This window comes from Thauera chlorobenzoica (assembly GCF_001922305.1).
GTDB lineage: Bacteria > Pseudomonadota > Gammaproteobacteria > Burkholderiales > Rhodocyclaceae > Thauera > Thauera chlorobenzoica.
The window spans coordinates 2,977,728-3,003,402 of record NZ_CP018839.1; the positions used below are offsets into that span (position 1 = coordinate 2,977,728).

The 25,675-nt window shown below is 68.4% G+C and carries 25 protein-coding genes; 7 read left to right on the plus strand and 18 right to left on the minus strand.

The genetic code is table 11. The annotated features are described in order from the left end of the window. Positions 1 to 169 precede the first annotated feature (169 nt). The 5 genes from Tchl_RS13830 to bioD all read left to right on the plus strand — a co-directional run bounded on the left by Tchl_RS13830 (position 170) and on the right by bioD (position 5,323). Complete coding sequence (locus Tchl_RS13830; RefSeq protein ID WP_075148919.1) at positions 170 to 1,516, plus strand: adenosylmethionine--8-amino-7-oxononanoate transaminase; 1,347 nt, start codon at positions 170 to 172, stop codon at positions 1,514 to 1,516. 19 nt (positions 1,517 to 1,535) lie between these two features. Further along, positions 1,536 to 2,714 carry an 8-amino-7-oxononanoate synthase gene (gene bioF, locus Tchl_RS13835; protein WP_075149740.1) on the plus strand — a complete coding sequence of 393 codons (1,179 nt, stop codon included), beginning with the start codon at positions 1,536 to 1,538 and terminating at the stop codon, positions 2,712 to 2,714. A gap of 79 nt (positions 2,715 to 2,793) precedes the next feature. Next, positions 2,794 to 3,609, plus strand: coding sequence for an alpha/beta fold hydrolase (locus tag Tchl_RS13840; RefSeq protein WP_075148920.1), 816 nt, complete (start codon positions 2,794 to 2,796; stop codon positions 3,607 to 3,609). After that, on the plus strand, positions 3,606 to 4,487 hold the full coding sequence (locus tag Tchl_RS13845; protein WP_075148921.1) for a methyltransferase domain-containing protein: 882 nt from the start codon (positions 3,606 to 3,608) through the stop codon (positions 4,485 to 4,487). The genes Tchl_RS13840 and Tchl_RS13845 overlap by 4 nt, the downstream gene beginning before the upstream one ends. Positions 4,488 to 4,636: 149 nt before the next feature. Beyond that, positions 4,637 to 5,323, plus strand: a complete 687-nt coding sequence (gene bioD, locus Tchl_RS13850) for a dethiobiotin synthase (RefSeq protein ID WP_075148922.1) — start codon at positions 4,637 to 4,639, stop codon at positions 5,321 to 5,323. A gap of 223 nt (positions 5,324 to 5,546) precedes the next feature. On the opposite strand, the gene Tchl_RS13855 is transcribed toward bioD, so the two are convergent. From Tchl_RS13855 to rpsB, 16 genes are all read right to left on the minus strand, one after another. Further along, complete coding sequence (locus Tchl_RS13855; RefSeq protein ID WP_075148923.1) at positions 5,547 to 6,353, minus strand: TrmH family RNA methyltransferase; 807 nt, start codon at positions 6,351 to 6,353, stop codon at positions 5,547 to 5,549. Next, positions 6,350 to 6,988 carry a ribonuclease HII gene (rnhB, locus tag Tchl_RS13860; protein ID WP_075148924.1) on the minus strand — a complete coding sequence of 213 codons (639 nt, stop codon included), beginning with the start codon at positions 6,986 to 6,988 and terminating at the stop codon, positions 6,350 to 6,352. Before rnhB ends, Tchl_RS13855 begins: the two co-directional genes overlap by 4 nt. Then, entirely contained in the window at positions 6,985 to 8,136 is a 1,152-nt protein-coding gene (lpxB, locus tag Tchl_RS13865) for a lipid-A-disaccharide synthase (protein ID WP_075148925.1), read from the minus strand. The genes rnhB and lpxB overlap by 4 nt, the downstream gene beginning before the upstream one ends. A 13-nt stretch (positions 8,137 to 8,149) precedes the next feature. After that, entirely contained in the window at positions 8,150 to 8,920 is a 771-nt protein-coding gene (lpxA, locus tag Tchl_RS13870; RefSeq protein WP_075148926.1) for an acyl-ACP--UDP-N-acetylglucosamine O-acyltransferase, read from the minus strand. Then, entirely contained in the window at positions 8,917 to 9,351 is a 435-nt protein-coding gene (gene fabZ, locus Tchl_RS13875) for a 3-hydroxyacyl-ACP dehydratase FabZ (protein WP_075148927.1), read from the minus strand. The genes lpxA and fabZ overlap by 4 nt, the downstream gene beginning before the upstream one ends. A gap of 9 nt (positions 9,352 to 9,360) precedes the next feature. Continuing rightward, positions 9,361 to 10,395, minus strand: a complete 1,035-nt coding sequence (gene lpxD / locus Tchl_RS13880) for a UDP-3-O-(3-hydroxymyristoyl)glucosamine N-acyltransferase (RefSeq protein ID WP_075148928.1) — start codon at positions 10,393 to 10,395, stop codon at positions 9,361 to 9,363. Positions 10,396 to 10,407: 12 nt separating this feature from the next. Further along, entirely contained in the window at positions 10,408 to 10,908 is a 501-nt protein-coding gene (locus Tchl_RS13885; protein ID WP_075148929.1) for an OmpH family outer membrane protein, read from the minus strand. A 35-nt stretch (positions 10,909 to 10,943) separates the two neighbouring features. Further along, complete coding sequence (bamA, locus tag Tchl_RS13890; protein WP_075148930.1) at positions 10,944 to 13,304, minus strand: outer membrane protein assembly factor BamA; 2,361 nt, start codon at positions 13,302 to 13,304, stop codon at positions 10,944 to 10,946. Positions 13,305 to 13,312: 8 nt separating this feature from the next. Further along, positions 13,313 to 14,677, minus strand: coding sequence for an RIP metalloprotease RseP (gene rseP / locus Tchl_RS13895; RefSeq protein WP_075148931.1), 1,365 nt, complete (start codon positions 14,675 to 14,677; stop codon positions 13,313 to 13,315). Next, on the minus strand, positions 14,677 to 15,876 hold the full coding sequence (ispC, locus tag Tchl_RS13900; protein ID WP_075148932.1) for a 1-deoxy-D-xylulose-5-phosphate reductoisomerase: 1,200 nt from the start codon (positions 15,874 to 15,876) through the stop codon (positions 14,677 to 14,679). Before ispC ends, rseP begins: the two co-directional genes overlap by 1 nt. 63 nt (positions 15,877 to 15,939) lie before the next feature. Further along, entirely contained in the window at positions 15,940 to 16,761 is an 822-nt protein-coding gene (locus tag Tchl_RS13905; RefSeq protein WP_075148933.1) for a phosphatidate cytidylyltransferase, read from the minus strand. After that, the gene (gene uppS / locus Tchl_RS13910) at positions 16,754 to 17,539 is read right to left on the minus strand and encodes a polyprenyl diphosphate synthase (protein WP_075148934.1); all 786 of its coding nucleotides are present in this window, start codon (positions 17,537 to 17,539) and stop codon (positions 16,754 to 16,756) included. Before uppS ends, Tchl_RS13905 begins: the two co-directional genes overlap by 8 nt. 49 nt (positions 17,540 to 17,588) lie before the next feature. Then, positions 17,589 to 18,146 carry a ribosome recycling factor gene (frr, locus tag Tchl_RS13915; RefSeq protein WP_075148935.1) on the minus strand — a complete coding sequence of 186 codons (558 nt, stop codon included), beginning with the start codon at positions 18,144 to 18,146 and terminating at the stop codon, positions 17,589 to 17,591. An 18-nt stretch (positions 18,147 to 18,164) separates the two neighbouring features. Continuing rightward, positions 18,165 to 18,878, minus strand: coding sequence for a UMP kinase (pyrH, locus tag Tchl_RS13920; protein WP_075148936.1), 714 nt, complete (start codon positions 18,876 to 18,878; stop codon positions 18,165 to 18,167). 10 nt (positions 18,879 to 18,888) lie between these two features. After that, the gene (gene tsf / locus Tchl_RS13925) at positions 18,889 to 19,785 is read right to left on the minus strand and encodes a translation elongation factor Ts (RefSeq protein WP_075148937.1); all 897 of its coding nucleotides are present in this window, start codon (positions 19,783 to 19,785) and stop codon (positions 18,889 to 18,891) included. 90 nt (positions 19,786 to 19,875) lie between these two features. Further along, positions 19,876 to 20,631, minus strand: coding sequence for a 30S ribosomal protein S2 (gene rpsB / locus Tchl_RS13930; RefSeq protein WP_075148938.1), 756 nt, complete (start codon positions 20,629 to 20,631; stop codon positions 19,876 to 19,878). A gap of 322 nt (positions 20,632 to 20,953) precedes the next feature. Between rpsB and map the strand changes: the two genes are divergently transcribed. Together map and Tchl_RS13940 are read left to right on the plus strand one after the other, a co-directional pair. Next, a complete protein-coding gene (gene map, locus Tchl_RS13935) occupies positions 20,954 to 21,775 on the plus strand; it encodes a type I methionyl aminopeptidase (protein ID WP_075148939.1) in 822 nt (273 codons plus the stop codon). Between the two features lie 35 nt (positions 21,776 to 21,810). Further along, the gene (locus tag Tchl_RS13940; protein ID WP_075148940.1) at positions 21,811 to 24,387 is read left to right on the plus strand and encodes a [protein-PII] uridylyltransferase; all 2,577 of its coding nucleotides are present in this window, start codon (positions 21,811 to 21,813) and stop codon (positions 24,385 to 24,387) included. A 7-nt stretch (positions 24,388 to 24,394) separates the two neighbouring features. Here the strand turns inward: Tchl_RS13940 and Tchl_RS13945 are convergent, their stop codons facing one another. Together Tchl_RS13945 and Tchl_RS13950 are read right to left on the minus strand one after the other, a co-directional pair. Continuing rightward, entirely contained in the window at positions 24,395 to 24,901 is a 507-nt protein-coding gene (locus Tchl_RS13945; RefSeq protein ID WP_075148941.1) for a TIGR00645 family protein, read from the minus strand. 8 nt (positions 24,902 to 24,909) lie between these two features. Continuing rightward, positions 24,910 to 25,647, minus strand: coding sequence for an S-methyl-5'-thioinosine phosphorylase (locus Tchl_RS13950; protein ID WP_075148942.1), 738 nt, complete (start codon positions 25,645 to 25,647; stop codon positions 24,910 to 24,912). Positions 25,648 to 25,675: the final 28 nt, after the last annotated feature.

Consider the following 25,675-nt stretch of genomic DNA (forward strand, 5'->3'; position numbering starts at 1 on the left):
GCCCGATTGGACCGCACAGCGGCGAAACGTTCCAGCCCCGCCCGGCAAGGCCCGGCAGCGATTCCCGGGCCGGATGCGCGGTGTCCGCTGCGGATGGTCCGATTTGACACCTTTTCCCCGATTGCCCAACATGGATGCCCCTCGTTCCCGGCATCGCGCTTTTCCCCTCATGCTCCGCTCCGACGATCTGCTGGCCCGCTCGCTCGCCGCCGTCTGGCACCCGTGCACGCAGATGAAGCACCACGAGGCCCTGCCCCTGGTGCCGATCGTCGGCGGCGAAGGTGCGTGGCTGATCGATGCCGACGGCCGCCGCCTGCTCGACGGCATCAGCTCGTGGTGGGTGAACCTGTTCGGGCACTGCAACCCGCGCATCAACGCCGCGCTCAAGGACCAGCTCGACACCCTGGAGCATGTGATGCTCGCCGGCTTCACCCATCCGCCGGTGGTCGAGCTGTCCGAACGCCTTGCCGCCCTCACCGGCCACCGCCTGGGCCATGCCTTCTACGCCTCGGACGGCGCCTCGGCCACCGAGATCGCGCTGAAGATGAGCGTGCACTACTGGCGCAACCACGGTGAGGCGGGCAAGAACCGTTTCCTCAGCCTGGCCGGCAGCTACCACGGCGAGACCGTCGGCGCGCTCGCGGTCACCGACGTCGCCCTGTTCCGCGACGCCTACGCGGCGCTGGTGCGCGGCGGCGGCACCGTGCCCTGCCCCGACGCCCGCCTCGCCGCGGACGGCGAACCGGCCGCCGAGGTGGCGCGGCGCGCGGCGGCGGCGCTCGAAGCCCATCTCGACGCCCACCACGCCGAGACCGCGGCGCTGATCGTCGAACCCCTGGTGCAGGGCGCCGCCGGGATGGTGATGTACGACGCCGAGTACCTGCGCCTGGCGCGCGCACTGTGCGACCGCTACCGGGTGCACCTGATCGCCGACGAGATCGCCGTCGGCTGCGGGCGCACCGGCACCTTCTTCGCCTGGGAGCAGGCCGCCGCACCCGGCGCCGGCACGGCGGGCGGCTGGCCCGACTTCCTGTGCCTGTCGAAAGGCATCTCCGGCGGCTATCTGCCGCTGTCGCTGGTGCTGAGCTCGGATGACATCTACCAGGCCTTCTACGACGAGCACACGGCGCGCGCCTTCCTCCATTCCCATTCCTACACCGGCAACCCGCTGGCCTGCCGCGCGGCGCTCGCCACCCTCGACATCTTCACCGCCGACGGCGTGATCGAAGCCAACCGCAGCCGCGCCCGCCTGCTCGGCGACGCCGTGCGCGCGCGCTTCGCCGACCACCGCGCGGTGCGCCACCTGCGCCAGTGCGGAATGATCGCGGCCTTCGACGTCGCCGGCGCCCCACCCGACTTCGCCCGCCGCTTCTTCGCTGCCGCCCTCGAACAAGGCGTGCTGCTGCGCCCGATCGGCGACACGGTGTATTTCATGCCGCCCTACATCGTCGATGCGGACGACATCGACCGCCTCGCCGATGGCGCCGCCGCCGCCCTTGCCGCGGCGCTGGCGTGAACGCCCGGTGGAGCCGCACATGAGCCTGCGCGACGACCTCCATGCCGGCCTCGCGGCGCTCGAGCGCGACGCCCTGCGCCGCCGCCGGCGCCGCAACACCCTGCCGTGCGCCCCGCACGCGCAGGTCGACGGCCGCGCCCTGCTTGCCTTCGGCAGCAACGACTACCTCGGCCTCGCCGCCGAGCCGGCGCTCGCCGCTGCGCTCGCCGCCGGCGCGCAGCGCTTCGGCACCGGCGCCGGAGCCTCGCACCTGGTCACCGGCCACCACGCGGTGCACGACGAACTGGAAACCGCGCTCGCGCGTTTCGTCGGCGCCGAGCGCGCACTGTATTTTTCCACCGGCTACATGGCCAACAGCGGCGTGCTGCCGGCCCTGCTCGGACGCGGCGACGCGGTGTTCGCCGATCGCCTCAACCACGCCTCGCTGGTCGATGGGGCGCTGCTGTCGCGCGCCGAACTGCACCGCTACCCCCACCTCGACCTCGCCGCGCTCGACACCCTGCTCGAACGCAGCAGCGCCCGCCGCAAGGCCATCGTCACCGACGCCGTGTTCAGCATGGACGGCGACGTCGCGCCGCTGCCCGCGCTGCTCGAACGCGCCGCCCGCCACGACGCCTGGCTGATCGTGGACGATGCCCACGGTTTCGGCGTGCTCGGCCCGCAGGGACGCGGCACGGTCGCCGAAGCCGGCCTCAGCGTTCACCCCGAAGCCTGGCGCATCGTGCTGATCGGTACCCTCGGCAAGGCCGCCGGGGTGGCCGGCGCCTTCGTCGCCGGCGAGGCGACGCTCGTCGAATGGCTGCTGCAGAAGACGCGCACCTACATTTTCACCACCGGCGCCCCGCCCGCGCTCGCCCATGCGCTGCTCGAAAGCCTGCGCCTGATCGAGGCCGGCGATGGCCGCCGCGCCCATCTGAACCGCCTGATCACCCTCTTCCGCACGCGCGCCCAGCTACAGCGCTGGCGCCTGCTACCCTCGCGCACGCCGGTCCAGCCGGTGGTGATCGGCGACAACGACGAAACCCTGGCGGTATCGGCGGCGCTGGAAGCCGCCGGCTTGTGGGTGCCGGCGATCCGCCCGCCCACCGTCCCCACCGGCAGCGCCCGGCTGCGGATCTCGCTGAGCGCAGCGCATCGCGAGGACGAGGTGATCCGCCTCGCCGACACCTTGTGCGAACTGGAAAGGCAGCTCGCATGAGCTCGTCCGCACGGCCGCCCGAAGGGAAGCGCTTCCCTCCCCGGGGGAGGTGCTCGCATCGCGCCAGGAGGGCCGTCCGGTGAACCGCGTTCCCGTGTCCTCCCCGCCGCTTCCTTCCACCGCGGTTTGCGCCTCGCCGCCGTCTTCTTCCGCAGCGCTGGTGCTGCTCCATGGCTGGGCGATGTCGCCGGCGGCGTGGGCGCCGCTGCAGGCGCAGCTCGGCGCGCTGCCGACCCTGGCGCCCGCCCTGCCCGGCCATGGCACCGGCGCGCCGCGCCCGCAGGCACCCGGACTGGCGGGGTGGTCGGATGCGCTTGCCGCCACCCTGCCGCAGGGCGCCGCAGGTGCCATCGTGGTCGGGTGGTCGCTGGGCGGGCTGCTCGCGCTCGAACTGGCCCACCGTTATCCCGAGCGTGTCGCCCGCCTGGTGCTGATCGGCGCCACTGCGCGCTTCGTCGCCGACGAGTCGGGCTCGCCCGGCCTCGACGCGGAGGTGGTGGAGGGGTTTCGCCGCGGCTTCGCGACCGACCCCGCCGCCACGCTGAAGCGCTTCATCGCCCTCCAGTGCCTGGGCGAGGCCGACCGGCGCCGCACCCTGCAGGCGGTCGGCGCCGCCCTTGCCCCGGATTCGGACCACGCCCCCCCCGACCCGGTGCTGGCCGACGGGCTGGCGATCCTCGCCGACAGCGACCTGCGCCCGCAGCTCGGCGCAATCCGCCAGCCCTGCCTGATCATCCACGGCGAGCACGACGCGCTGATGCCCTTGGCCGCCGCGCAAGCGCTGGCCGCGGCCCTGCCCGCCGCCGAACTGCGGGTGCTCGACGGCAGCGGCCATGCCCTGCCGCTGTCGCGCCCCGCCGACTGCGCCCGGCTGATCGGGGCGTTCCTGCGATGAGCCGGCCTCAGCCCTTGCCCCCCTCCCCGGCCACGCCTGCACCCGCACACGCGCGCCGGCATGCGATCCGCACCGCCTTCGAGCGCGCCGCCGCCCGCTACGATGCCGCCGCCCATATCCAGCGCGAGACCTGCAGCCGACTGACCGCGTTCGGCACCGGCTTCGACCGCAGCCTCGCCCTCGCCCCCGGCGCCCGGGTGCTCGACGCCGGCTGCGGCACCGGCTTCGGCCTGGCCGCCCTCGACCGGCTGTGCCCCGGCACCCACCGTATCGGCGTCGACCTCGCCCCCTCGATGCTCGCCCACGCCCGGCAGCGCGCAGGGCGAACCGACGACGTCCCGGCGGGCGATCCGGAGGCCGCGGCTTTCCTGCCGCTGTGCGCCGACCTCGAACACCTGCCGCTGGCCCGCGCCAGCCTCGCCCTGGTGTGGTCCAGCCTGGCGCTGCAGTGGTGCGCGCCGCGGGCGGCGCTGGCGGAAATCGCGCACGTGCTCGCCCCCGGCGGCCTGGCCCTGATCGCCACCCTCGGCCCGCACACCTTGCGCGAGCTGCGCGAAGCCTTCGCCGCGATCGACGAGCACCGCCACACCATCGATTTCCATGCGCCCGCGCACTGGAGTGCCGCCGCCACCGGCTGCGGCCTGCAGGTGGAAGGGGTGGAGAATGTCGCCCTGCAGGCCTGCGCCCCCGACCTACGCCGCCTGCTCGGGGACATCAAGGCGATCGGCGCCGCCACCGTCGACGGCGAGCGCCGCCGCCGACCGCTCGGACGTGCGGCGTGGGCGAGGCTGGAAGCGCACTACGAGCGCCATCGCCGCGCCGATGCCCAGCTGCCGGCCACCTACGACCTGATCCTGCTGGCGTTGCGCAAACCCTGAGCCGTGGCCGTACCTTGCCCTGCCCCCCGCCCGGGCGTACCCGCATTCCGCCCCCGAGGCACCGCCGCACCGGACCGGCGCCGCCCGGTCTCTGGCCCCCGCCTCACCCCCGCTTCCGATCCGATCGCCCAACCAAAGAGCCCGCTGTCATGAGCACCGAAAAACCCGCCCGCGCCTGGTTCATCGCCGGCACCGACACCGGGATCGGCAAGACCTTCGCCACCTGCGCGCTGCTCCATGCCGCCCGCAGCCGCGGGAAAACCGCCCTCGGCATGAAGCCGGTGGCCGCCGGTGCGCTGCGGATCGGCGACGAATGGATCAACGAGGACGCCGCCGCGTTACGCGCCGCCGGCAGCTTCGACCCCGGCCTGGCGCTACTCAACCCCTGCTGCCTGCGTGAGCCGATCGCCCCCCACCTCGCCGCCGCCGAGGAAGGCGTGCACATCACGCTGGCGCCACTCCTTGCCGCCTTCGATGCGCTGCGCCGGCAGGCCGAGGTGGTGCTGGTCGAAGGCGTGGGCGGCTTTCGCGTGCCTTTTGCCGCGGATTACGACAGCGCCGACCTCGCCGTCGACCTCGGCCTGCCGCTGATCCTGGTGGTCGGCATGCGCCTGGGCTGCCTCAGCCATGCGCTGCTCACGGTCGAAGCCATCGCCCACCGCGGCCTGCCCCTGGCGGGCTGGATCGCCAACCACGTCGATCCCGCGATGCTGCGCCCGGAGCAGAACGTCGCCGCGCTGGAAGAACGCATCCCCGCACCGCTGCTGGGCCGCCTGCCCTGGTGCGCGGACGGCGACCCACGACAGGCGGCAAGCAGCCTGCGTCTGCCGGACTGACGGGAGGCCATTGCCGAAGCCCTGCTGCAGCGTCGCCACCAGCCGGTACAGCGGCCGGTGCAGTGGTCGGGTGTGGTTGGGTGTGGTTGGGTGTGGTTGGGTGCGGTTGGGTGCGGTTGGGTGCGGTTGGGTGCGGTCGGTGTGCCCGGCATGGCCCAGGCCGCAGCTGCAGTCGGGGCACGCTCAGGCGGCAAGCCCGGTTTCGACCCGCAAGACGGGGGAATCAGCCGGGAACGCGGTCGCGCAGCACCGTGCGCTGGCGGCGCTGTTCGAACAGGCATACGGCGACCGCGGCGCCGACGTTGAGCGATTCGATGCCGCCCGCCATCGGGATCAGCACGCGCTGGTCGGCGGCGGCGAGCAGCGCGGGCGACAGCCCCTGGCCTTCGGCGCCGAACAGCCAGGCGACGGGGCCGGCGAGATCGAGCGCATACAGCGGCCGGGCGCCCTCGCCCAGCGCCGTCGCCAGGCGGCGGCCGGGATAGGCGGTGAGTCGGGATATGGCGTCGGTGTGCTCTTCGATCCGCAGCATGAACTGCGCCCCCATCCCCGCGCGCAAGGCCCGCGGTGACCAGGCCTGGGTGCAGCCCGCGGTGAGCAGCGCGTGGCCGATGCCAGCCGCCGCCGCGGTGCGCAGGATGGTGCCGAGGTTGCCCGGGTCCTGCACCCCGTCGAGCACGATGAGATCCCCGCCCAGCGCCGGTGGCGGCACGGCGGGCGGCAGGTCGATCACGGCGAGCAGCCCGGAAGGGGCGTCGACCGGGCTGACATGGGCGAACAGCGTGTCGGTGAGCAGGATGCGCTCGGCAGCGGACGGCGCGCGCTCGAGCAGGGCGCGATGCTCGGCACGCAGCAAGCCGGATTCGGACACGATCAGGGCCTTCAGCGGCCAGCGCGCGGCGAGCGCAGCATCGACGAGATGGGCACCGTCGAGCACGGTCTCACCGGACTTGCGCCGCTCGCGCGCCGAGTGAGCGAGCGCGTGCAGGCGCTTGACCGTGGGGTTGTCGCGGGCGCGGATCGCCTTCACGGTGCCGGCGGGCTTCCCAGCAGCTTGCGCACCGGGGCGAAGCTGCGGCGGTAGAAGTCGGCGACGCCGTGCGCCTGCAGCGCGGCGAGGTGGGCCGCGGTGGGATAGCCCTTGTGCGCGGCGAGGCCATATTGCGGCCATTGCGCGTCGAGCGTGCGCATCGCCGCATCGCGTGCGGTCTTGGCCAGGATGGAGGCGGCCGAGATCGCCGGTTCGGTGGCGTCGCCCTTGACGATCGCACGCGCCGGGTACGGCAGCGCCGGGCAGCGGTTGCCGTCGATCCGGACTTCGCCGGGGGCGCCGCAGCGCCCCAGGTCGAGTGCCATCACCGCGCGCTGCATCGCCAGCAAGGTGGCGTGGAGGATGTTCAGGCGGTCGATCTCCTCGACGCTGGCTTCGGCCACCGCCCACGCCAGGGCGTGCGTGCGGATCAGCGGCGCGAGGCGGTCGCGGGCGGCTTCGCTGAGCTTTTTCGAATCGGCGAGGCCGGCGATCGGGCGCGCCGGATCGAGGATCACCGCGGCGGCGACCACCGGTCCGCACAGCGGCCCGCGGCCGGCTTCGTCGACGCCGCAGACGAGCACGGGCGCCTGGCCGGCGGCCGGCGGATCCGGAGCGAACAGATCCCGGGTCATGCGCCGGCGCCCTTCAGGTAGGGCAGGATCGCCGCCGCCGCCTTGGCCGCGGTGTCCTGGCGCAGGCTCAGGTGGAGCTCGGCAAAGCGCGCTTCGAGCGCGGCGCGGCGGCGATCGTCGGCGAGCCAGGCTTCAAGCGCGGCGGCGAGTTTTTCCGGCTCGGCCTCGTCCTGCAGCAGCTCGGGGACGATGCCCTCGTTGCACAGGATGTTCGGCAGCCCCACCCAGGGCAGGTAGGCCAGGCGCTTCATCAGCCGGTACTGCCACTTGCCGATGCGGTAGGTGATGACCATCGGCCGCTTGAGCAGCGCGGCCTCGAGGCTGGCGGTGCCGCTCGCCACCAGCACCACGTCGGCGGCGGTCATCGCCTCCACCGCCTGCCCGGGCAGGATGCGGATCGGCAGGTCGGCGGCCTGGGTGCGGCGGATGGCGTCGTCGAACAGCTGGCGCGTTTCCGGCGTCGCCAGCGGAACGAGAAAGCGCACCGCGGGGTTGCGCGCGAGCAGGCGGCGCGCGGTGCCGATATAGGTGTCGGCGAGGTTGCTCACTTCCGACTGGCGGCTGCCGGGGAGCAGCGCGACGACCGGCCCCGCGCCGTCCACCCCGAGCGCAGCGCGGGCGGCGGCACGGTCGGGCTGCAGCGGGAAGACGTCGGCGAGCGGATGGCCGACGTAGCTCACCGCCACGCCGGCGCGCTCGTAGAGGACGGGCTCGAACGGGAACAGGCACAACATGTGCGACACCGCGCGCGCGATGCGCTTGATGCGCCCGCCGCGCCAGGCCCAGATCGACGGGCTGACGAAGTGGATCGCCGGGATCCCGGCGTCCTTGGTCCGGCCCTCGAGCCAGAGGTTGAAGTCGGGGGCGTCAACGCCGATGAAGGCGGCCGGGCGCTCGGCACGGATCTGCGCCAGCAGCGTGCGGCGGATTGCGGACAGTTCGCGGTAGCGCTTGAGCGCATCGACGTAACCATGGACGGCGAGGCGCTCGCACGGCCAGCGCGCATCGAAGCCTTCGGCGACCATCTTCGGGCCGCCGATGCCGAAGAACTCGGCCTCGGGCAGGTGGCGGCGCAGCGCGCGGATGAGGTGGCTGGCGAGCAGGTCGCCGGAAGCTTCGCCGGCGACCATGGCGATGCGGATGGTCATCGCGTCGGGGCGCTCAGCGCACCAGGCCGCGCCCGGATCCGGCGATGAATTCGGCGAACGGCGCGGCTTCGGTATGCCCGGCGACGATCTCGGCGACGCGCGCGCGGGCTTCGTCGAGCGACAGGCCGGAACGGTACAGCGCGCGGTAGGCACGCTTGATCGCGGCGATGCCCTCGGCGCTGTAGCCGCGCCGCTTGAGGCCTTCGCTGTTGATGCCGTGGGGCTTGGCCGGATTGCCGGCGACGGTGACGAAAGGCGGCAGGTCCTGCAGCAGCACGGTGCCGACGCCGCAGAAGCTGTGCGCGCCGACGCGGCAGAACTGATGCACGCCGGTGAAGCCGCCGAGGATCGCCCAGTCGTCGACGTGGACGTGGCCGGCGAGGGTGGCGTTGTTGGCGAAGATGGTGTGGTCGCCAACCTGGCAGTCATGCGCGATGTGCACGTAGGCCATGACCCAGTTGTCGCTGCCGACGCGGGTGACGTGGGCATCCTGGCTGGTGCCGACGTTGAACGAGCAGAACTCGCGGATCGTGTTGCGGTCGCCGATCTCGAGCCGGGTCGGCTCGGCGTCGTACTTCTTGTCCTGCGGGCTGGCGCCGATCGAACAGAACTGGAAGATCTCGTTGTCGCGGCCGATGCGGGTATGGCCTTCGATGACCACGTGCGGGCCGATGCGGGTGCCGTCGCCGATCTCGACATGCTCGCCGACGATCGAGTAGGCGCCGACGCTGACGCCGGCCCCGAGCTTCGCGCCGGGGTGGATGAGGGCGGTGGGGTGGATCATAGGGTCTTCAGCGCGCACATCAGCTCGGCCTCGGTCGCGACGTCGCCATCGACGCGGGCCACGCCCTTGTACTTGTAGATATTGCGCTTGCTCTGGGTGATCTCGACGTCGAAGATCAGCTGGTCGCCCGGCACCACCGGGCGCTTGAAGCGGACGTTGTCGATGCCGGCGAAGTACACCACGGAGTTTTCGTCGGGCTTGACCCCCATGCTCTTGAACGACAGCACCGCAGCGGCCTGGGCCATCGCCTCGACGATCAGCACCCCGGGCATCACCGGGTGATGGGGAAAATGCCCCGGAAAGAAAGGCTCGTTCATGGTCACGTTCTTCAGCGCCTTGATGCGCTTGCCTTCTTCGATCTCGAGCACCCGGTCGATCAGCAGGAAGGGATAGCGATGCGGCAGGTACTCGATGATTTCGTTGATGTTCATGGTGTGGGTTCAGTCTGGTTTGCGGTCGTTCCGACCGTCGTGCCCGTGTTCGAGCGTGCGGACGCGTTCGGCAAGTGCGTCGAGGCGGCGCAGGTGGGAAAAATTGCGCACCCAGTCGGCGTGGCGCTGGAGCGGCACGCTGCCGGTATAGACCCCTGGCTGGGTGATCGACTTGCTCACCAGGGTGCCGGCGGAAATGACCACATCGTCGCAGATGGAAAGGTGGCCGATGAGGCCGGCCTGGCCGCCGATCATGCAGCGCGCACCGATCCGGGTGCTGCCGGCAATGCCGACGCAGCCGGCGATTGCAGTGCATGCGCCGATGTGCACGTTGTGGGCGATCTGGATCTGGTTGTCGAGCTTGCAGCCGTCGCCGATCACGGTGTCGTCGAGCGCACCGCGGTCGATGGTGGTGTTGGCGCCGATTTCGACGTCGTTGCCGATGACGACCCGGCCGACCTGGGGAATCTTGACCCAGCGCCCGGATTTTTCGCGGGCGAAGCCGAAACCGTCGGCGCCGATCACCGCGCCGGCATGGATGATGCAGTCGTCACCGACGACGCAGCCGTGATAAATGGTCACCCGCGGTGCCAGCCGCGTGCCACGGCCGATCCGCGTGCCGCGGCCGATGTGGCAGCCGGCACCGACGACAACGTCTTCGCCAAGTTCGACGCCCTCCTCGAGTGAAGCTCCAGGGCCGATTTCCGCGCTCGGCGGAACCGCGCAGGCCACTGCGGCAAGCGGATGGATGCCCGCCTGCGGCGCCGGCACGGGATTGAACAGCTGGGCGACGCGGGCGAAATACAGGTAGGGGTCGGGAGCAACGATGCGCGGCCGGTCGACGAGCAGGTCGCGCGCGTCCGGCGCGAGGATCACCGCACTTGCCGCGCTGCGTTGCAGCTGTGGCAGGTACTTGCGGTTGGCGAGGAAGGCCAGGTCGCCCTCCCCGGCCTGTTCCAGCGTGGCGACGCGCCGAACCACGACGCCGGCGTCACCGACCAGCACGCCGCCGAGCCGCGCCACCAGTTCGTCGAGACGGAACATGCGGGCGCGGCTTTACTTGGCCTCGGACAGGGCCTTGATGACCTTGTCGGTAATGTCGATCTTCGGGCTGGCGTAGACCGCTTCCTGGAAGATGATGTCGTAGCTTTCGCTCTCGGCGATCTGCTTGACCGTGCGGTTGGCCTTGTCCAGCACCGAGGCGAGTTCCTCGTTGCGGCGCTGGTTGAGGTCCTCGCGGAACTCGCGCTGCTTGCGCTGGAAATCGCGGTTGAGCTCGCCCAGGGTGCGTTCCTTGGTGCGCCGGTCGCCATCGGCCATGGTCGTACCGTTGCGCTCGAGTTCTTCCTGCATGGACTGCAGATCCTTCGCCAGGCGCTGCAGCTCCTGGTCGCGCTTCTCGAATTCCTTCTCCAGTCGCTGTTGGGCGCGCACGGCGGGCGCGGCCTCGCGCATCACGCGATCGGAATTGACAAAGCCGATCTTCGTTTCGGCGACGGCAGCCTGGGAAAAGCCGACCAGCGCGGCGGCCACCAGGGAGAGGGTGCGGACGTTCACTTATGCCTCCGGATGAAGCTTGATGTTGTAGTCGATCAAAACACGCTGCCAAGCTGGAACTGGAAGCGCTGGACTTCGTCTTCCGCTTCCTTTTTCAGCGGATGGCCGAAGCTGAACTTGAGCGGCCCGATCGGCGAACTCCACGAAAAGGCCAGGCCGGTACTGTAGCGCAGGTTGCTGAAATCGAGATCCTGTTCGACGAAACCGGTGCTGCCCTTGACCAGCGGGTCCTGCTGTTCGCCCCAGACGTAGCCCGCGTCGAAGAAGGCCGAGACACGGAAGGTGCGGTCCGATCCCGCGCCCGGCATCGGGAAGTAGAACTCGGCATTGCCGACGAGCTTGCGCGTGCCGCCGGTCGAAGTGATGTCGCCGTCGTTGTCGATGTAGGTCGGACCGACCGAACCCTGCTCGTAGCCGCGCACCGAGCCGATGCCACCGACGAAGTAGTTCTTGTAGAACGGCACGTCCTTGCCGCCGAACCCCTTCGCCCAGCCTAGATCGGCGTTGAGCATCAGCGCGTAGTCCCGTCCGATCGGGAACCAGTGCTGGTACTGGTAGCCGAGCTTGGCGTAACGCAGGTCGCCGGCGGGGACGGTGACTTCGCCATAGACGCGCTGATAGACCCCCTTGCGGGTGTAGATGACGCTGTCACGGCTGTCGCGCGACCAGCCCATCGTCAGCAGCAGGCTGCTGACCGTGGTTTCGCCGACGCCATCGGCGCCGCTGCAGCTGTTATCCCTGCAGAACTCCCGATAGAGGAAAGGGCTTTCTGCGTAGGTCGTGATCTGGGTCCGGTCTGCGGTCAGGCCGAAATTGATCTGGTCGTCTTCCGCGATCGGCCAGCCCAGGCGCAGACCGGCACCGGTCGACACCGTCTTGTACGGCGACACCGAGTCGAGTTCGGTCGGGTCGTAGGTGCGGTGGTACAGATCCCACCCGAGACTGACGCCGTCGACGGTGTAGTACGGGTTGGTGAACGACAAGGACAGGGTGCGACTGGATTTGCTCGTGTTCAGGCCGAGATTGAGCGCGTTGCCGCTGCCGAACAGGTTCTGCTGCGCGACCGATGCCGACAGCACGATGCTCTCCGAACTCGAGAAGCCGGCGCCCAGCATCAGGTTGCCGGTGGGGCGTTCCTTGACGCCGAAGTTCAGGTCGACCTGGTCGGTCGTGCCCGGCACGACCGGAGTTTCGACGTTGACCTCCTCGAAGAAGCCGAGGCGATCGATGCGGGTGCGCGAACGGTTGATCGCCGCCGCGTCGTACCAGCCGCCTTCCATCTGGCGCATCTCGCGACGGACCACCTCGTCGCGGGTTTTGGTGTTGCCGCCGACGTTGATGCGGCGCACATAGACGCGGCGACCCGGGTCGACGAACACGGTGAACGCGACTTCGCGCTTTTCCTTGTCGACTTCGGGGGCGGCGTTGACGTTGGCGAAGGCGTAGCCCTCGTTGCCGAGCCGGTCGGTGATCGCCTTCGTCGTTTCGGTGAGCTTTTCGCGCGAGAACGTGTCGCCGGGGCGGATCTGGGTGAGCGCCTGATACTCGGATTCGGGCAGCACCAGGTCGCCGGTGAAGCGCACCCCGCTGACGGTGTACTTCTCGCCCTCGGTGATGTTCAGGGTGATGTAGATGTCCTGCTTGTCGGGGGTGATCGAGACCTGGGTGGAATCGATGTTGAAGTCGAGGTAGCCCTGGTTCAGGTAGAAGGAGCGCAGGGTCTCGAGATCGGCCGACAGCTTCTGGCGCGAGTACTGGTCGTTCTTCGTGTACCAGGTCAGCCAGCCCGGCGTGGTGAGCTGCATCCGGTCGAGCAGGTCCTTGGCCTTGTAGGCCTTCGCGCCGATGATGTTGATCTGGCGGATCTTGGCCACCCCGCCCTCGTCCACCGCGAAGTTGATTGCCACCCGGTTGCGCTCGAGCGGTGTCACCGTGGTGGTGACGGTGGCTGCATATTTGCCGCGCGACAGGTACTGGCGCTTGAGTTCCTGTTCGGCCCGCTCGAGCAGGGCGCGATCGAAGATGCGCGACTCGGCCAGACCGACTTCGCGCAGTCCCTTCTTGAGGGCGTCCTTGTCGAACTCCTTGACTCCGACGAAATCGATCTGCGCGATCGCCGGACGCTCATCGACGACGACGACGATCATGTCGCCTTCGGTCTCGATGCGCACGTCGTTGAAGAAGCCGGTTGCGAACAGCGCCTTGATGGCTTGGGCAGCCTGGGATTCGTCGAAGGTTTCACCCACCCGCACCGGCAGGTAGTTGAACACTGTCCCTGCCTCGGTGCGCTGTATGCCTTCGACCCGGATGTCCTTGACTACGAAGGGATCGAACGCGAAGGCCGGCGCTGCGGCAAAAAGGGCCACCATGAGCCCGGGCAGGAGCTTGCGATTCATGCGGGAGTTCAGCCGGAAATGAGACGATTGATGTCGTTGTAGAAGGCGAATGCCATTAGCATCACCAGGAGGACAAGACCGATCTGCTGACCGATCTCCATGACGCGTTCCGGGATCGGACCGCCCTTGATGATCTCGACCGTATAATACAGCAAGTGTCCGCCGTCCAGCACCGGGATGGGCAGCAGGTTCAGCACCCCCAGGCTGATGCTGATGAGGGCGACGAACTTCAGGTAATGGCTCAGCCCCAGCTGCGCGCTCTGGCCCGCGTAGTCGGCGATCGTGACCGGGCCGGAAAGGTTTTTCCACGACACCTCTCCGGTGATCATGCGGCCGATCATCTGCAGGCTGAGCACGCTGGTTTCCCAGGTCTGGCGCACCGCTTTTGCCGCCGCCTCGAAGGGACCGTAGCGCACGCTGGCGAACATCGACAATCCACCCGGCGCCGGCTCGGCCACGGCGACGCCGATGCGGCCGATGCGCTCGCCGTTCTCGCTCGCCGCATCGGGGGTGACCAGATATTCCGCCTCTGCCCCTGCGCGCCTGACCCCGAAGCGCAGCGGCAGGCCGGGCGCCTGGCGCACTTTGAGCACCAGCTCGCTCCAGGCCGCGATGGGCTCGCCACCGATGGCGACCACCTCGTCGCCCGCCCGCAGCCCGGCCCGCGCTGCCGCACCGTCCTCGGTCAGGCGTCCGAGCACCGGCCGGATCAGCGGGCGCCAGGGTTTGAGGCCGATACGGGCGATCAGATCCTGGTCCTCGCCATCGATCGAGATCCCGGTAAGATCCAGCCGCCGGAAGGTCTCGACGTCTTCGAGCGTGCGCACCTGGAGCAGCACTTCGCGTTGATCGAGGGCATGGCGCAGCAGGACCCAGCGCAGATCCTGCCAGCTGCGCACCGGCTCCGCGTCCACCGCCACCACCAGATCGCCCTCGCGCACCCCCGCCGCGGCGGCGATCGCTGGCGTATCGGAGAGCGCGAGGCGCGGGCGCAGCTCGTCGGTCCCAACCACGAACAAGCCCCAGTACAGCACGATGGCGAGGAGAAAGTTCGCCAGCGGCCCGGCCGCGACGATCGCAAAGCGGCGATACACGCTCTGGCGGTTGAAGCTGCGGTGCAGCTCGGCCGGCGCGACCGGCGCTTCGCGTTCGTCGAGCATCTTCACGTAGCCCCCCAGGGGGAAGGCGGCGATCGCCCACTCGGTGCCGTCACGCCCGGCGCGCCGGACGTACAGCGACTTGCCAAAGCCGATCGAAAAACGCAGCACCTTTACCCCGCACCAGCGCGCGACGAGGTAATGCCCCATCTCGTGCACCAGGATCAGCAGGCCGAGGGCCAGAGCAAACGGGATCAGGTAGTTCAGCAAGGTCATCAGGCAGCCTGTCGTTGGCGGATCTCGCCGCGGGCCCATTCACGGCCGCAGGCGTCGGCGGCGAACACCGCCTCGAGCGAGTCGACCGCGAGCGCGGCGCTGCGTTCGAGGCAGGCGGCGATCACGCGGGCGATGTCGAGAAAACCGATGCGCCGTTCGAGGAACGCGGCCACGGCCTCCTCGTTGGCGGCGTTGAGCACCGCCGGCGCCGCGCCGCCCGCACGCAGTGCATCGAAAGCCAGCCCCAGGCAGGGAAAACGATGCAGATCGGGACGCTCGAAATCGAGCCGTGCGACTTCGAACAGGTCGAGCGGACGCACCCCGGCATCGATGCGCTCGGGCCAGGCCATGGCATGGGCGATCGGGGTGCGCATGTCGGGGTTGCCGAGCTGCGCGATCACCGAGCCGTCGGCGTACTCGACCATCGAATGGATCACGCTCTGGCGGTGGATGACGACCTCGATCATCTCGGCCGGCACACCGAACAGCCAGTGCGCCTCGATCACTTCGAGGCCCTTGTTCATCATCGTCGCCGAATCGACCGAGATCTTGCGCCCCATCACCCAGTTGGGGTGGGCGCAGGCCTGCTCGGGCGTGACCGCGGCCAGCGCCTCCGGGGCGGCGGCACGGAACGGCCCGCCGGAGGCGGTGAGCAGCACCCGGCGCACCCCCGCCGCCCGCGGCGCGCGTGCATAGCCGGCAGGCAGGGACTGGAAAACGGCGTTGTGCTCGCTGTCGATCGGCAGCAGGGTCGCGCCGCTGGCGGCGACCGCATCCATGAACAGCGCCCCGGACAGGACCAGCGCTTCCTTGTTCGCGAGCAGCACCTTCTTGCCCGCCCGCGCCGCGGCCAGGGTCGGGCGCAGCCCGGCGGCGCCGACGATCGCGGCCATCACCATGTCCGCCTCGGGGGCGGCGGCGATGTGCTCCAGCGCCCTCGCCCCACTCAGCACTTCGGTGGCGCTGCCGGCCGCGCGCAGCCCGGACGCCAGTTGTGCGGCCGCCTCCTCGTCCACCATCACCGCATAGCGCGGGGCGAACTGCAGGCACTGGGCGAGCAGCTTGCCGTGCTGGCGCTGGGCGCTGAGGGCGAACACCTCGAAGCGTTGTGGGTGACGTGCGACCACGTCGAGCGTGCTCTGCCCGATCGAGCCGGTGGCCCCCAGGAGGGTGAGGCGTTGAGGTGCGTGTTCAGCCATGGAAATGAGGCCTTGGAGATCCGGAGCGTCGTCGCTGCGCAGTGCCAAAAGCGTGGGCGGCGGTCAGCGGGCCAGCCACAGGGTGGTGAGCGCCACCAGCGGCAGGGTCGAGGTGAGGCTGTCGATACGATCGAGAATGCCGCCGTGGCCGGGCAGCAGGGAACCGCTGTCCTTGAGACCGGCCTGGCGCTTGAGCAGCGACTCGAACAGGTCGCCGATGACACTGAGCGCGGTCCAGGCGATGAGCGCCGCAGCGATCGCCAGCGCCCCGCCGGCGTGGTCCGCCCCGAGCGCGACCAGCACACCGAAGCCGAACAGCAGCACCGCGAGCGTCGCGCCGACCGCGCCTTCCCAGGTCTTCCCCGGGCTGATCGAAGGCGCCAGCTTGTGCCGTCCGAACGCGCGCCCGGAAAAATAGGCGGCGATGTCCGCGACCCAGACCACCGCCATCGTCCCCAGCAGCACCCAGGGGCCGAGCGCGCGCAACTGCATGAGCGCGAGCGCAGTCGGGATGAGCACGATGAATCCGACCAGCGAGGCGAGCAACGGGCGGGTGAAGGTCCATTTGCGTGCAAGCCAGGGCGGGACGACGAAAACCCAGAACAGGGCACTGATTCCGTACAGCGGAATCAGCAGGACCGCGCCGGCGGGCTCGCCCCGCCCCAGCCCGGTGACAAAGCCGAGCGCGGCGCAGGCGATCCCGAACACGATTGCGGTGGACATGCGCAGGGAGTACTCGAAGCGTGCCAGCCCGCCCCACTCCCAGGCGGCGGCGGCACAGACGGCGGCGCACAGCACCACCCAGCCGGCGGCGGGGAGCAGGAACACGGCCCCCAGCAGGCCGCCGAGGAGCAGGATCGCGGTGACAACCCGGTCCTTAAGCATGGGGCGCCTGTGGCTTGTCGCCTGCTGCAGCGAGCTGCTCGCTGGTGCGCCCGAAGCGGCGCTCGCGGCCGTTGTAGGACTCGATCGCCAGGTCGAGCGCGGTGCCGTCGAAATCGGGCCACAAGGTGTCGGTGAAATACAGTTCGGCATAGGCCAGCTGCCACAGCAGGAAGTTGCTGATGCGCTTTTCGCCGCCGGTACGGATGAAAAGGTCGGGCTCGGGAGCGAAGTGCATCGACAGCTCGCCGGCGAGTTCTTCCTCGCTGAAGCCTTCACCGCGCCCGGGATGGCGCGCCATCAGCCGCGACACCGCCTGCAGGATGTCCCAGCGCCCGCCGTAATTGGCCGCGACGCTCAGGTGAAAGCGGGTGTTGGCCGCGGTCAGCGCTTCGGCTTCGCGGATCACGCCGACCAGTTGCGGGTCGAAGCGCGACAGATCGCCGATGACGCGGAAACGGATGCCGTTTTCGTGGAGGCGGGCCACCTCCTTCTGCAGCGACTTGAGGAACAGCTGCATCAGGAAGGAAACCTCGTCGGCGGGGCGGCGCCAGTTTTCCGAACTGAACGCGAACACGGTGAGATATTCGACGCCGCGCTCGATGCAGCGCCGGATCACCGCACGCAAGGCTTCGACGCCGCGCGAGTGTCCTGCGACCCGGGGCATGAAGCGCTTGCGCGCCCAGCGCCCGTTGCCGTCCATGATGACGGCGACGTGGCGCGGCACCGAGGCCACCTCGGGAATGTCGCGGGTGGAGCTCTTGAAGCGTTTGCCACTCATGGTCCGCCTCCTGTTCGGCGCTGCCGGCAACCGTGCCGATGGACGCGGATCAGATCTGCATCAGCTCCTGCTCTTTCTGGGCGAGCAGCTTGTCGATCTCGGCGACGTGCTTGTCGGTGAGCTTCTGGATTTCGTCCTCGGCCCGGCGCTCGTCGTCTTCCGAGATCGCCTTGTCCTTGACCGCGTCCTTGAGCTGCTGGTTGGCATCGCGACGCAGGTTGCGGATCGCGACCTTGGCGGTTTCGCCTTCGTGGCGCACGACCTTGGTCAGGTCGCGGCGGCGCTCTTCGGTCAGCGCCGGCATCGGCACGCGCAGCAGTTCGCCCATGTTGGCCGGATTGAGGCCGAGGTCGCTGTCGCGGATGGCCTTCTCGACCTTCGCCATCATCGGCTTTTCCCAGCACTGCACGCCGATCGTGCGGGCGTCGATCAGGGTGATGTTGGCGACCTGATTGACCGGCACCATCGAGCCGTAATACTCGACCATGACGTGGTCGAGGAGGCCGGTATGGGCGCGGCCGGTCCGCACTTTGGCGAGATCGGTCCTCAGCGCCTCGACCGACTTCTGCATTTTCTGTTCGATGATCTTCTTGAGTTCGGGAATCATGCGCGCACTCTCCAGGGTTCAGGAATGGACCAGGGTGCCTTCGTCTTCGCCCATCACCACGCGCTTGAGCGCGCCGGGCTTGAAGATCGAGAACACGTTGATCGGCAGCTTCTGGTCGCGGCACAGGGCGAACGCGGTGGCATCGAGCACCGCCAGGTTGCGGCCGATCGCCTCGTCGAAGCTGATCCGGTGATAGCGCTGTGCGCTCGGATCCTTCTTGGGGTCGGCGGTATACACGCCATCGACCTTGGTCGCCTTGAGCACGATCTGGGCGCCGATCTCCGAGCCGCGTAGCGCGGCGGCGGTATCGGTAGTGAAGAAGGGGTTGCCGGTGCCGGCGGCGAAGATCACCACCCGGCCTTCTTCCAGATGACGGATCGCGCGGCCGCGGATGTAGGGCTCGACGACCTGGTCGATGCGCAGCGCCGACTGCACGCGCGCCTCCAGGTCCATGCGCTGCATCGCGTCGGCCAGCGCCATCGCGTTCATCACCGTCGCCAGCATGCCCATGTAGTCGGCAGTGGCGCGGTCCATGCCGGAAGCCGCGCCCTTCATGCCGCGGAAGATGTTGCCGCCGCCGATCACCACGCCGACCTGCACACCGAGCCGGGTGACTTCGGCAATTTCGGAGACGATCCGGCTGACGACGTCCTCGTTGATCCCATAGGCATCGTCACCCATGAGGGCCTCGCCCGAGAGCTTGAGCAGGATGCGCTTGTAGGCGGCGGACACGCTGTTCCCCTTACTTCTTGGCTGCGGCGGCAGCCTGTTCGGCCACTTCGGCGGCGAAGTCGGTGACTTTCTTCTCGATGCCTTCGCCGACCAGATACAGCACAAAACCCGCGACCGAGGCGCCCCGGGCCTTCAGCAGTTGCTCGATGGTCTGTTTGCCGTCCTCGGCCTTGACGAAGACCTGGCCGAGCAAGGTGACTTCCTTGAGGAACTTCTGCACCGTGCCTTCGGCGATCTTCTCGAGCATCGCGTCCGGCTTGCCGGCTTCGCGCGCCTTCTCGATGGCGATGCGGCGCTCGGCGTCGATCAGCTCCTGCGACACGCCGCTGGAGTCCAGCGACTTCGGCTTCGAGGCGGCGATGTGCATCGCCAGATCCTTGGCGAGCTGCTCGTCGCCACCGACGAGATCAACCAGCACGCCGATCTTGGCCCCGGCATGCACATAGCTGGCGAGCTGACCCTGAGCTTCGATGCGGGCGAAGCGACGGATGCTCATGTTTTCGCCGATCTTGCCCACCAGCGCGGTGCGGATCGCCTCGACGCTCTGACCGCCGATCTCGAGCGCGGACAGCGCGGCGACATCGGCCGGGTTCTTCTGCGCGACCAGTTCGGCGAGCTGTGCGGCGAGGGCGATGAAGTCGTCGTTCTTGGCGACGAAGTCGGTTTCGCAGTTCAGTTCGACCATCGCGGCGAGCTTGCCACCGGCAGCCAGAAAGGTGCCGACGATGCCTTCGGCGGTGACGCGGGCAGCGGCCTTGGACGCCTTGTTGCCGAGCTTGACGCGCAGGATCTCTTCGGCCTTGTCCATGTCGCCGGCGGCTTCGGTCAGCGCCTTCTTGCACTCCATCATCGGCGCGTCGGTCTTCTCGCGCAGTTCCTTGACCATGCTTGCGGTGATTTCCGCCATGCTAGCTCCTGAATATTCGTGTGTGGGGTATGCGGCGGGAAGATCGGGCCGCAGTGCAAACGGGGCCTCGCGGGCCCCGTGTGATCTGGATCAGGCCTGGTCCTGCGTGCCTTCTTCCTCGACCTCGACGAACTCGTCGCCGCCGGCATCGACGATTTCCTGCAGCACCTGGCTGCGTCCCTGGAGCACGGCATCGGCCACGCCGCGGGCGTAGAGGCGGATCGCGCGCGAGGAGTCGTCGTTGCCCGGGATCACGTAATCCACGCCTTCGGGCGAATGGTTGGTGTCGACCACGGCGACGACCGGAATACCCAGCTTCTGCGCTTCGGTGATGGCGATCTTGTGGTAGCCGACGTCGATCACGAACAGCGCATCGGGCAGACCGCCCATGTCCTTGATGCCGCCGATCGACTTCTGCAGCTTCTCGAGTTCGCGGCGCACGGTCAGCGCTTCGCGCTTTGACAGACGCTCGACCGAGCCGTCTTCCATCATCGCCTCGACTTCCTTCAGGCGCTTGATCGACTGCTTGACCGTCTTGAAGTTGGTCAGCATGCCGCCGAGCCAGCGCTCATCGACAAAAGGCATGCCCGCGCGCTGGGCTTCTTCGGCGATGATCTCGCGCGCCTGGCGCTTGGTGCTGACAAACAGGATGTTGCCGCGGTTGGCGGCGAGCTTGCGCGTGAACTCCACCGCTTCGTTGTACTTCACCATCGTCTTTTCGAGATTGACGATGTGGATCTTGTTGCGCTGACCGAAGATGTAGGGGGCCATGCGCGGGTTCCAGAATCGGGTCTGGTGGCCGAAATGGACGCCGGCTTCGAGCATCTGACGCATTGTGACTGACATGTGTGACTCCAAACTAAAAGGGTTGAGCCTCCGCCCTGCAGAGGGGATCGCGACATCCGGCGCGCTTTGCACGCTAGCGGATGCTGGTCCCCGACACGCCATCGACTGCGAAATGAAAGCCGTGCATGCCGCACTTTGCCTTCCCGCGCCGATGGACCCTTTCCTGCCGGGCGTGCGGATTTTGCCTGCCTGAGCAGACAAGCCGGCGATATTAACATGGCGTCAGCAGGCCACTCAAGGCTTGTGCCGCTCGGCGTTTGCCCACGCGGGGCGCTTGCGATAGCCTTGTCGTATTTTCCGCCCCAACCCAGAAGAACAGACAATGAGCATCACCATCAAGACCCCTGAAGAGATCGAACGGATGCGCACGGCCTGCCGCCTCGCCGCCGAAGTGCTCGACTACATCGCCCCCTTCGTCGTCCCCGGGGTGACCACGGCCGAACTCGACCGCCTGTGCCACGACTACATGGTCGATGTCCAGCACACCATTCCCGCGCCGCTCAACTACGCGCCTCCGGGCTACACCCCCTACCCGAAATCGATCTGCACTTCGATCAACCATCAGGTCTGCCACGGCGTCCCCGGCGGTAAGGCGCTGAAGAAAGGCGACATCGTCAATATCGACATCACGGTGATCAAGGACGGCTTTCACGGTGACACCAGCCGGATGTACCTGGTCGGCGGCGAAGGCAGCGCCAGCATCATCGCCCGGCGCCTGACCCACATCACCTACGAGTGCCTGTGGCTGGGCATCGCTGCGGTCCATCCCGGTGGCCGCCTGGGCGACATCGGCGCCGCGATCCAGAAGCATGCCGAGGGCAACGGCTTTTCGGTGGTGCGCGAATTCTGCGGCCACGGCATCGGGCGCAAGTTTCACGAGGACCCCCAGGTCCTGCACTACGGCAAGGCCGGCACCGGCCCGGAGCTGAAGCCGGGCATGATCTTCACCATCGAGCCGATGATCAACGCCGGCAAGGCGGCGATCTCCGAGCTGCCCGACGGCTGGACCATCGTCACCAAGGACCGCAGCCTGTCGGCGCAGTGGGAACATACCATCCTGATCACCGAAACCGGAGCCGAAGTGCTCACCTTATCCGCCCAGTGCCCGCCTCCGCCCGCCCTGGTTGCAGCCCGCTTCGGCTGATGTAACGCCCGACTGACCCGCCAGGGCCCACCCCGATGTACGACGCACTGACCGCTGCGCTGCAACCGACGGTGACCGCGGCAAGACGCCGGCTCACCGCGGGCATGGCCGCCCTGCGCGCCCAATACGAAGCCAGGCCGCAGACTGCCACGGTGCTCAAGGGACGGGCGCAGCTCGTCGACGCGGCGATCTCGACCCTGTGGGCGGCCTGCGCCATGCCGCCGCCCATTGCCGTGGTCGCAGTGGGGGGCTACGGCCGGGGCGAGCTGTTTCCCGCTTCCGATGTCGATCTGCTGATCCTGCTGCCAGGGCCGGCCGACGCCGATCTGCAGGTGCGCCTCGCCGCCCTGGTCGGCGCGCTGTGGGACATGGGACTGGAAATCGGCCACGCCGTACGCACGGTGGACGAATGCCTGGCGATCGCGGCGGACGACATCACCGTGCAGACCAATCTGCTCGAGGCACGGCTGCTCGCGGGCAGCGCGACGCTGTTCGACGAATTCTGCGAACGCTATCGCGCCGCCCTCGACGTACGCGCCTTCTTCAAGGCCAAACGGCTCGAACAGGAACAGCGCTACGCCCGCTTCAACGAAACCCCGTATGCACTCGAACCCAACTGCAAGGAAAGCCCGGGCGGGCTGCGCGACCTGCAGATGCTCGGCTGGATCGCACGCGCCGCCGGCCTCGGCCGCAACTGGCGCGACCTGGCGCGGCGGCGCCTGATCACCGGGGGCGAGGCGGGCGAACTGCGCAAGGTCGAGCGCTTCCTCCAGCATCTGCGCATCCGCCTGCACTACCTCGCCGGACGGGCCGAAGACCGCCTGCTCTTCGATCACCAGGAAAAACTCGCCGCGATCCTGGGGATCGAGGCCACCGCCACCCGCCGCGCCTCCGAAGTGCTGATGCAGCGCTACTACGTCACCGCCAAGATCGTGATGCAGTTGAATACCGTGCTGCTGCAGAACTACGGCAGCGTGATCTTTCCCGACCGCGGCGCGGCGATCGTGGTCAACGCCCGTTTCCAGGTCGTGCGCGAACTGCTCGACCTGCGCGAAGAAGACCTGTTCGAGCGCGAGCCGGCGGCCATCCTCGAATCCTTCCTGCTGCTGGAGCAGCGCTCCGAACTCAAGGGCATGAGCGCGCGCACGCTGCGCGCGCTATGGATCAACCGGAACCGGATCAACGCCGCCTTTCGCGCCCACCCCGGGCACCGCGCCCTGTTTTTGCAGATCCTCCAGCAAAAGCGCGGCATCCTCCATGCATTCCGGCGGATGAACGAATACGGCATCCTGTCGCGCTACATTCCGGCCTGGCGCCGGATCGTCGGCCAGATGCAGCACGACCTCTTCCACGTCTACACCGTGGACCAGCACATCCTGATGGTGCTGCGCAACCTGCGCCGCTTCACGATGGGCGAACATGCGCACGAATACCCGCTGATGACGCGCTTGATGATGGGCTTCGAGCGCCACTGGCTGCTATACGTCGCCGCCCTCTTCCACGACATCGCCAAGGGCCGCGGCGGCGACCACTCCAGACTGGGGATGGCCGACGCGCGCGAGTTCTGCGTTCATCACGTCCTGCCCGGGGAAGACACCGCGCTCGTCGTCTGGCTGGTCGAGCACCACCTGACGATGTCGCACGTCGCGCAAAAGGAAGACACCTCCGACCCCGAAATCATCGAGCGCTTCGCTGCCGTCGTCGGCGACGAGCGCCGCCTGGTCGCGCTCTACCTGCTGACCCATGCCGATGTGCGCGGCACCAGCCCGAAAGTGTGGAACGGCTGGAAGGGCAAGCTGCTCGAAGACCTGTTCTTCGCCACCCGCCGCCTGCTGCGCGGTGCCACCCCGCAGGAAGCACTCGGCCTCGACGACCGTCTCGAGGACGCCCGCAAGCTGCTGCGCTACCACGGCTTGCGCCCGGGCATCGAGGAGGCGCTGTGGGCGCAGCTCGACCCGGTGTATTTCATGCGCCACTCCGCCGAGGAGATCGCCTGGCATACCCGGGTGCTCTACCACCGCCCCCGCTCCGAGCAAGCGGTGGTGAAGGCGCGCGTCGCCGAGGGCGAGGACGGCGTGCAGGTGATGGTATTCACCCGCGACCAGAAGGACCTGTTCGTGCACCTCACCGGCCTTTTCGGGCGCATGGGTTTCAGCATTCTCGACGCCAAGGTGCACACCACTCGCCACGGCTTCGCGCTCGACAGCTTCATGCTGCAGGACCCTGGGCATGCGGCCTCGTACCGCAACATCGTCACCCTGATCGAACATGAACTGAGCGCCCGCCTGCAGCAGCCGGGGGCACCCGAGCGCCCTGCGCGCGGGCGGATGTCGCGCCAGGTCCGGCATTTTCCGATCACCCCCGAAGTCAGCATCCGCCCCGACGAGGCCGGCCGCCACTACGTGCTGTCGTTGACCGCCGCGGATCGGCCGGGGCTGTTGTTCGATGTCGCCTCGGTGCTCGCCGCCCATGGCATCCGCCTGCACACGGCGAAGATCGCCACCCTGGGCGAGCGCGTGGAGGACACCTTTCTGCTCACCGGCCAGGTGCTCGCGCAGGATGCCCAGGTGCTGAAGATCGAACGCGAACTGCTCGAGCACCTGCAGGTTTGAGGAATGCTCAGTGGCCCTTGCTCGCCAGGCGGTCCATCGCCGCGTAGAGCAGGCCGGATACGACGAAAGTCAGATGGATGCCGACCATCCAGCCAAGGTGCTTGTCGCCCAGGTTGGCGACGTTCATGAAGGCCTTCAGCAGCTCAATCCCGGAGATCGCCACGATCGAGCCGATCAGCTTGAGCTTCAGGTCGGAAAAGCCGATGTGCCCCATCCAGTCGGGGCGGTCGCGGTGGCTGTGCAGATCTTCCATCTTCGAGACGAAGTTCTCGTAGCCGCTGAACATGATGATGATCAACAGGTTCATGATCAGCGCGATGTCGACCAGCGACAGCACGCCGATGATCAGCTCGCCACCGCTGGCGGTGAGGATGCTGGCGAACAGGTGCACGATTTCCTTGCCGAACTTCACCAGCAGCAGCAACATCGCCAGCACCAGGCCGAAATAGACCGGGGCCATCAGCCAGCGGCTGGCGAACAGCACATGCTCGAACGCACTTTCCAGACGTTTCATGTCGACCCTCAGACCCGGCAAAGACATTCGAGCACGGCGCGCACACGCACCATCGACTCCTGCAGCACCACTTCGATATCGTCGAAGTGGATGCCGTGCTCGCTCGACGAGCGCCCCGCTGCGTAGTTCACCACCACGTTGATCGCCGCATAGGGAAGCTCGAGTTCGCGCGCCAGCACCGCTTCGGGCATCGCCGTCATGCCCACGAGTTCGGCGCCGTCGCGCTCGAAACGGTCGATTTCCGCCGCCGTCTCCAGGCGCGGCCCCTGGGCCGCGGCGTAGACGCCGCCGTCGAAGGCGCTGTCGCCGGCCACCGTCGCCGCGCACAGCAGCCGCTGGCGCAAGGCCTCGTCGTAGGGACGGGTAAAGTCGACGTGCCGCACCGGAGTGTCGACGCCATCGAAAAAGCTGCTCTCGCGCCCCCAGGTGTAATCGATGATCTGGTTCGGCACCACCAGCGTGCCCGGGGGCCAGTCGGCGCGGATGCTGCCGACCGAGGCCACCGACACGATCCCCTCGACCTTCGCCTGCTTCAGCGCCCAGATGTTGGCGCGATAATTGACCTTGTGCGGCGGGATGGTGTGGCCATGGCCGTGGCGGGCGAGAAAGACCACCGGCGCCTCGCACATCCTGCCGAACGTCAGTGCAGCGGAAGGCTCGCCGAAGGGCGTGCGCGCCACTTCACGGCGCACGTTTTCCATATTCGAAAGCTGCGTCAGACCGCTGCCGCCGATGATTGCGAGCATTGCGCGAAACTCCATGGAACGGGGCGGC

Excerpts from the sequence above, each read along its gene's own strand:
- fabZ (WP_075148927.1), bottom strand. The coding sequence starts at position 9,351 with ATGAACATCAACGAAATCATCGAGTACCTGCCGCATCGCTATCCCTTC.
- lpxA (WP_075148926.1), bottom strand. The coding sequence starts at position 8,920 with ATGATCCACCCCACCGCCCTCATCCACCCCGGCGCGAAGCTCGGGGCC.
- bioF (WP_075149740.1), top strand. The coding sequence starts at position 1,536 with ATGAGCCTGCGCGACGACCTCCATGCCGGCCTCGCGGCGCTCGAGCGC.
- map (WP_075148939.1), top strand. The coding sequence starts at position 20,954 with ATGAGCATCACCATCAAGACCCCTGAAGAGATCGAACGGATGCGCACG.
- Tchl_RS13830 (WP_075148919.1), top strand. The coding sequence starts at position 170 with ATGCTCCGCTCCGACGATCTGCTGGCCCGCTCGCTCGCCGCCGTCTGG.
- Tchl_RS13945 (WP_075148941.1), bottom strand. The coding sequence starts at position 24,901 with ATGAAACGTCTGGAAAGTGCGTTCGAGCATGTGCTGTTCGCCAGCCGC.
- bioD (WP_075148922.1), top strand. The coding sequence starts at position 4,637 with ATGAGCACCGAAAAACCCGCCCGCGCCTGGTTCATCGCCGGCACCGAC.
- uppS (WP_075148934.1), bottom strand. The coding sequence starts at position 17,539 with ATGAGTGGCAAACGCTTCAAGAGCTCCACCCGCGACATTCCCGAGGTG.
- rseP (WP_075148931.1), bottom strand. The coding sequence starts at position 14,677 with ATGACCTTGCTGAACTACCTGATCCCGTTTGCTCTGGCCCTCGGCCTG.
- Tchl_RS13950 (WP_075148942.1), bottom strand. The coding sequence starts at position 25,647 with ATGCTCGCAATCATCGGCGGCAGCGGTCTGACGCAGCTTTCGAATATG.
- rnhB (WP_075148924.1), bottom strand. The coding sequence starts at position 6,988 with ATGACCCGGGATCTGTTCGCTCCGGATCCGCCGGCCGCCGGCCAGGCG.
- Tchl_RS13905 (WP_075148933.1), bottom strand. The coding sequence starts at position 16,761 with ATGCTTAAGGACCGGGTTGTCACCGCGATCCTGCTCCTCGGCGGCCTG.
- Tchl_RS13845 (WP_075148921.1), top strand. The coding sequence starts at position 3,606 with ATGAGCCGGCCTCAGCCCTTGCCCCCCTCCCCGGCCACGCCTGCACCC.
- ispC (WP_075148932.1), bottom strand. The coding sequence starts at position 15,876 with ATGGCTGAACACGCACCTCAACGCCTCACCCTCCTGGGGGCCACCGGC.
- bamA (WP_075148930.1), bottom strand. The coding sequence starts at position 13,304 with ATGAATCGCAAGCTCCTGCCCGGGCTCATGGTGGCCCTTTTTGCCGCA.
- Tchl_RS13940 (WP_075148940.1), top strand. The coding sequence starts at position 21,811 with ATGTACGACGCACTGACCGCTGCGCTGCAACCGACGGTGACCGCGGCA.
- tsf (WP_075148937.1), bottom strand. The coding sequence starts at position 19,785 with ATGGCGGAAATCACCGCAAGCATGGTCAAGGAACTGCGCGAGAAGACC.
- lpxD (WP_075148928.1), bottom strand. The coding sequence starts at position 10,395 with ATGTTCCGTCTCGACGAACTGGTGGCGCGGCTCGGCGGCGTGCTGGTC.
- rpsB (WP_075148938.1), bottom strand. The coding sequence starts at position 20,631 with ATGTCAGTCACAATGCGTCAGATGCTCGAAGCCGGCGTCCATTTCGGC.
- frr (WP_075148935.1), bottom strand. The coding sequence starts at position 18,146 with ATGATTCCCGAACTCAAGAAGATCATCGAACAGAAAATGCAGAAGTCG.
- lpxB (WP_075148925.1), bottom strand. The coding sequence starts at position 8,136 with ATGACCATCCGCATCGCCATGGTCGCCGGCGAAGCTTCCGGCGACCTG.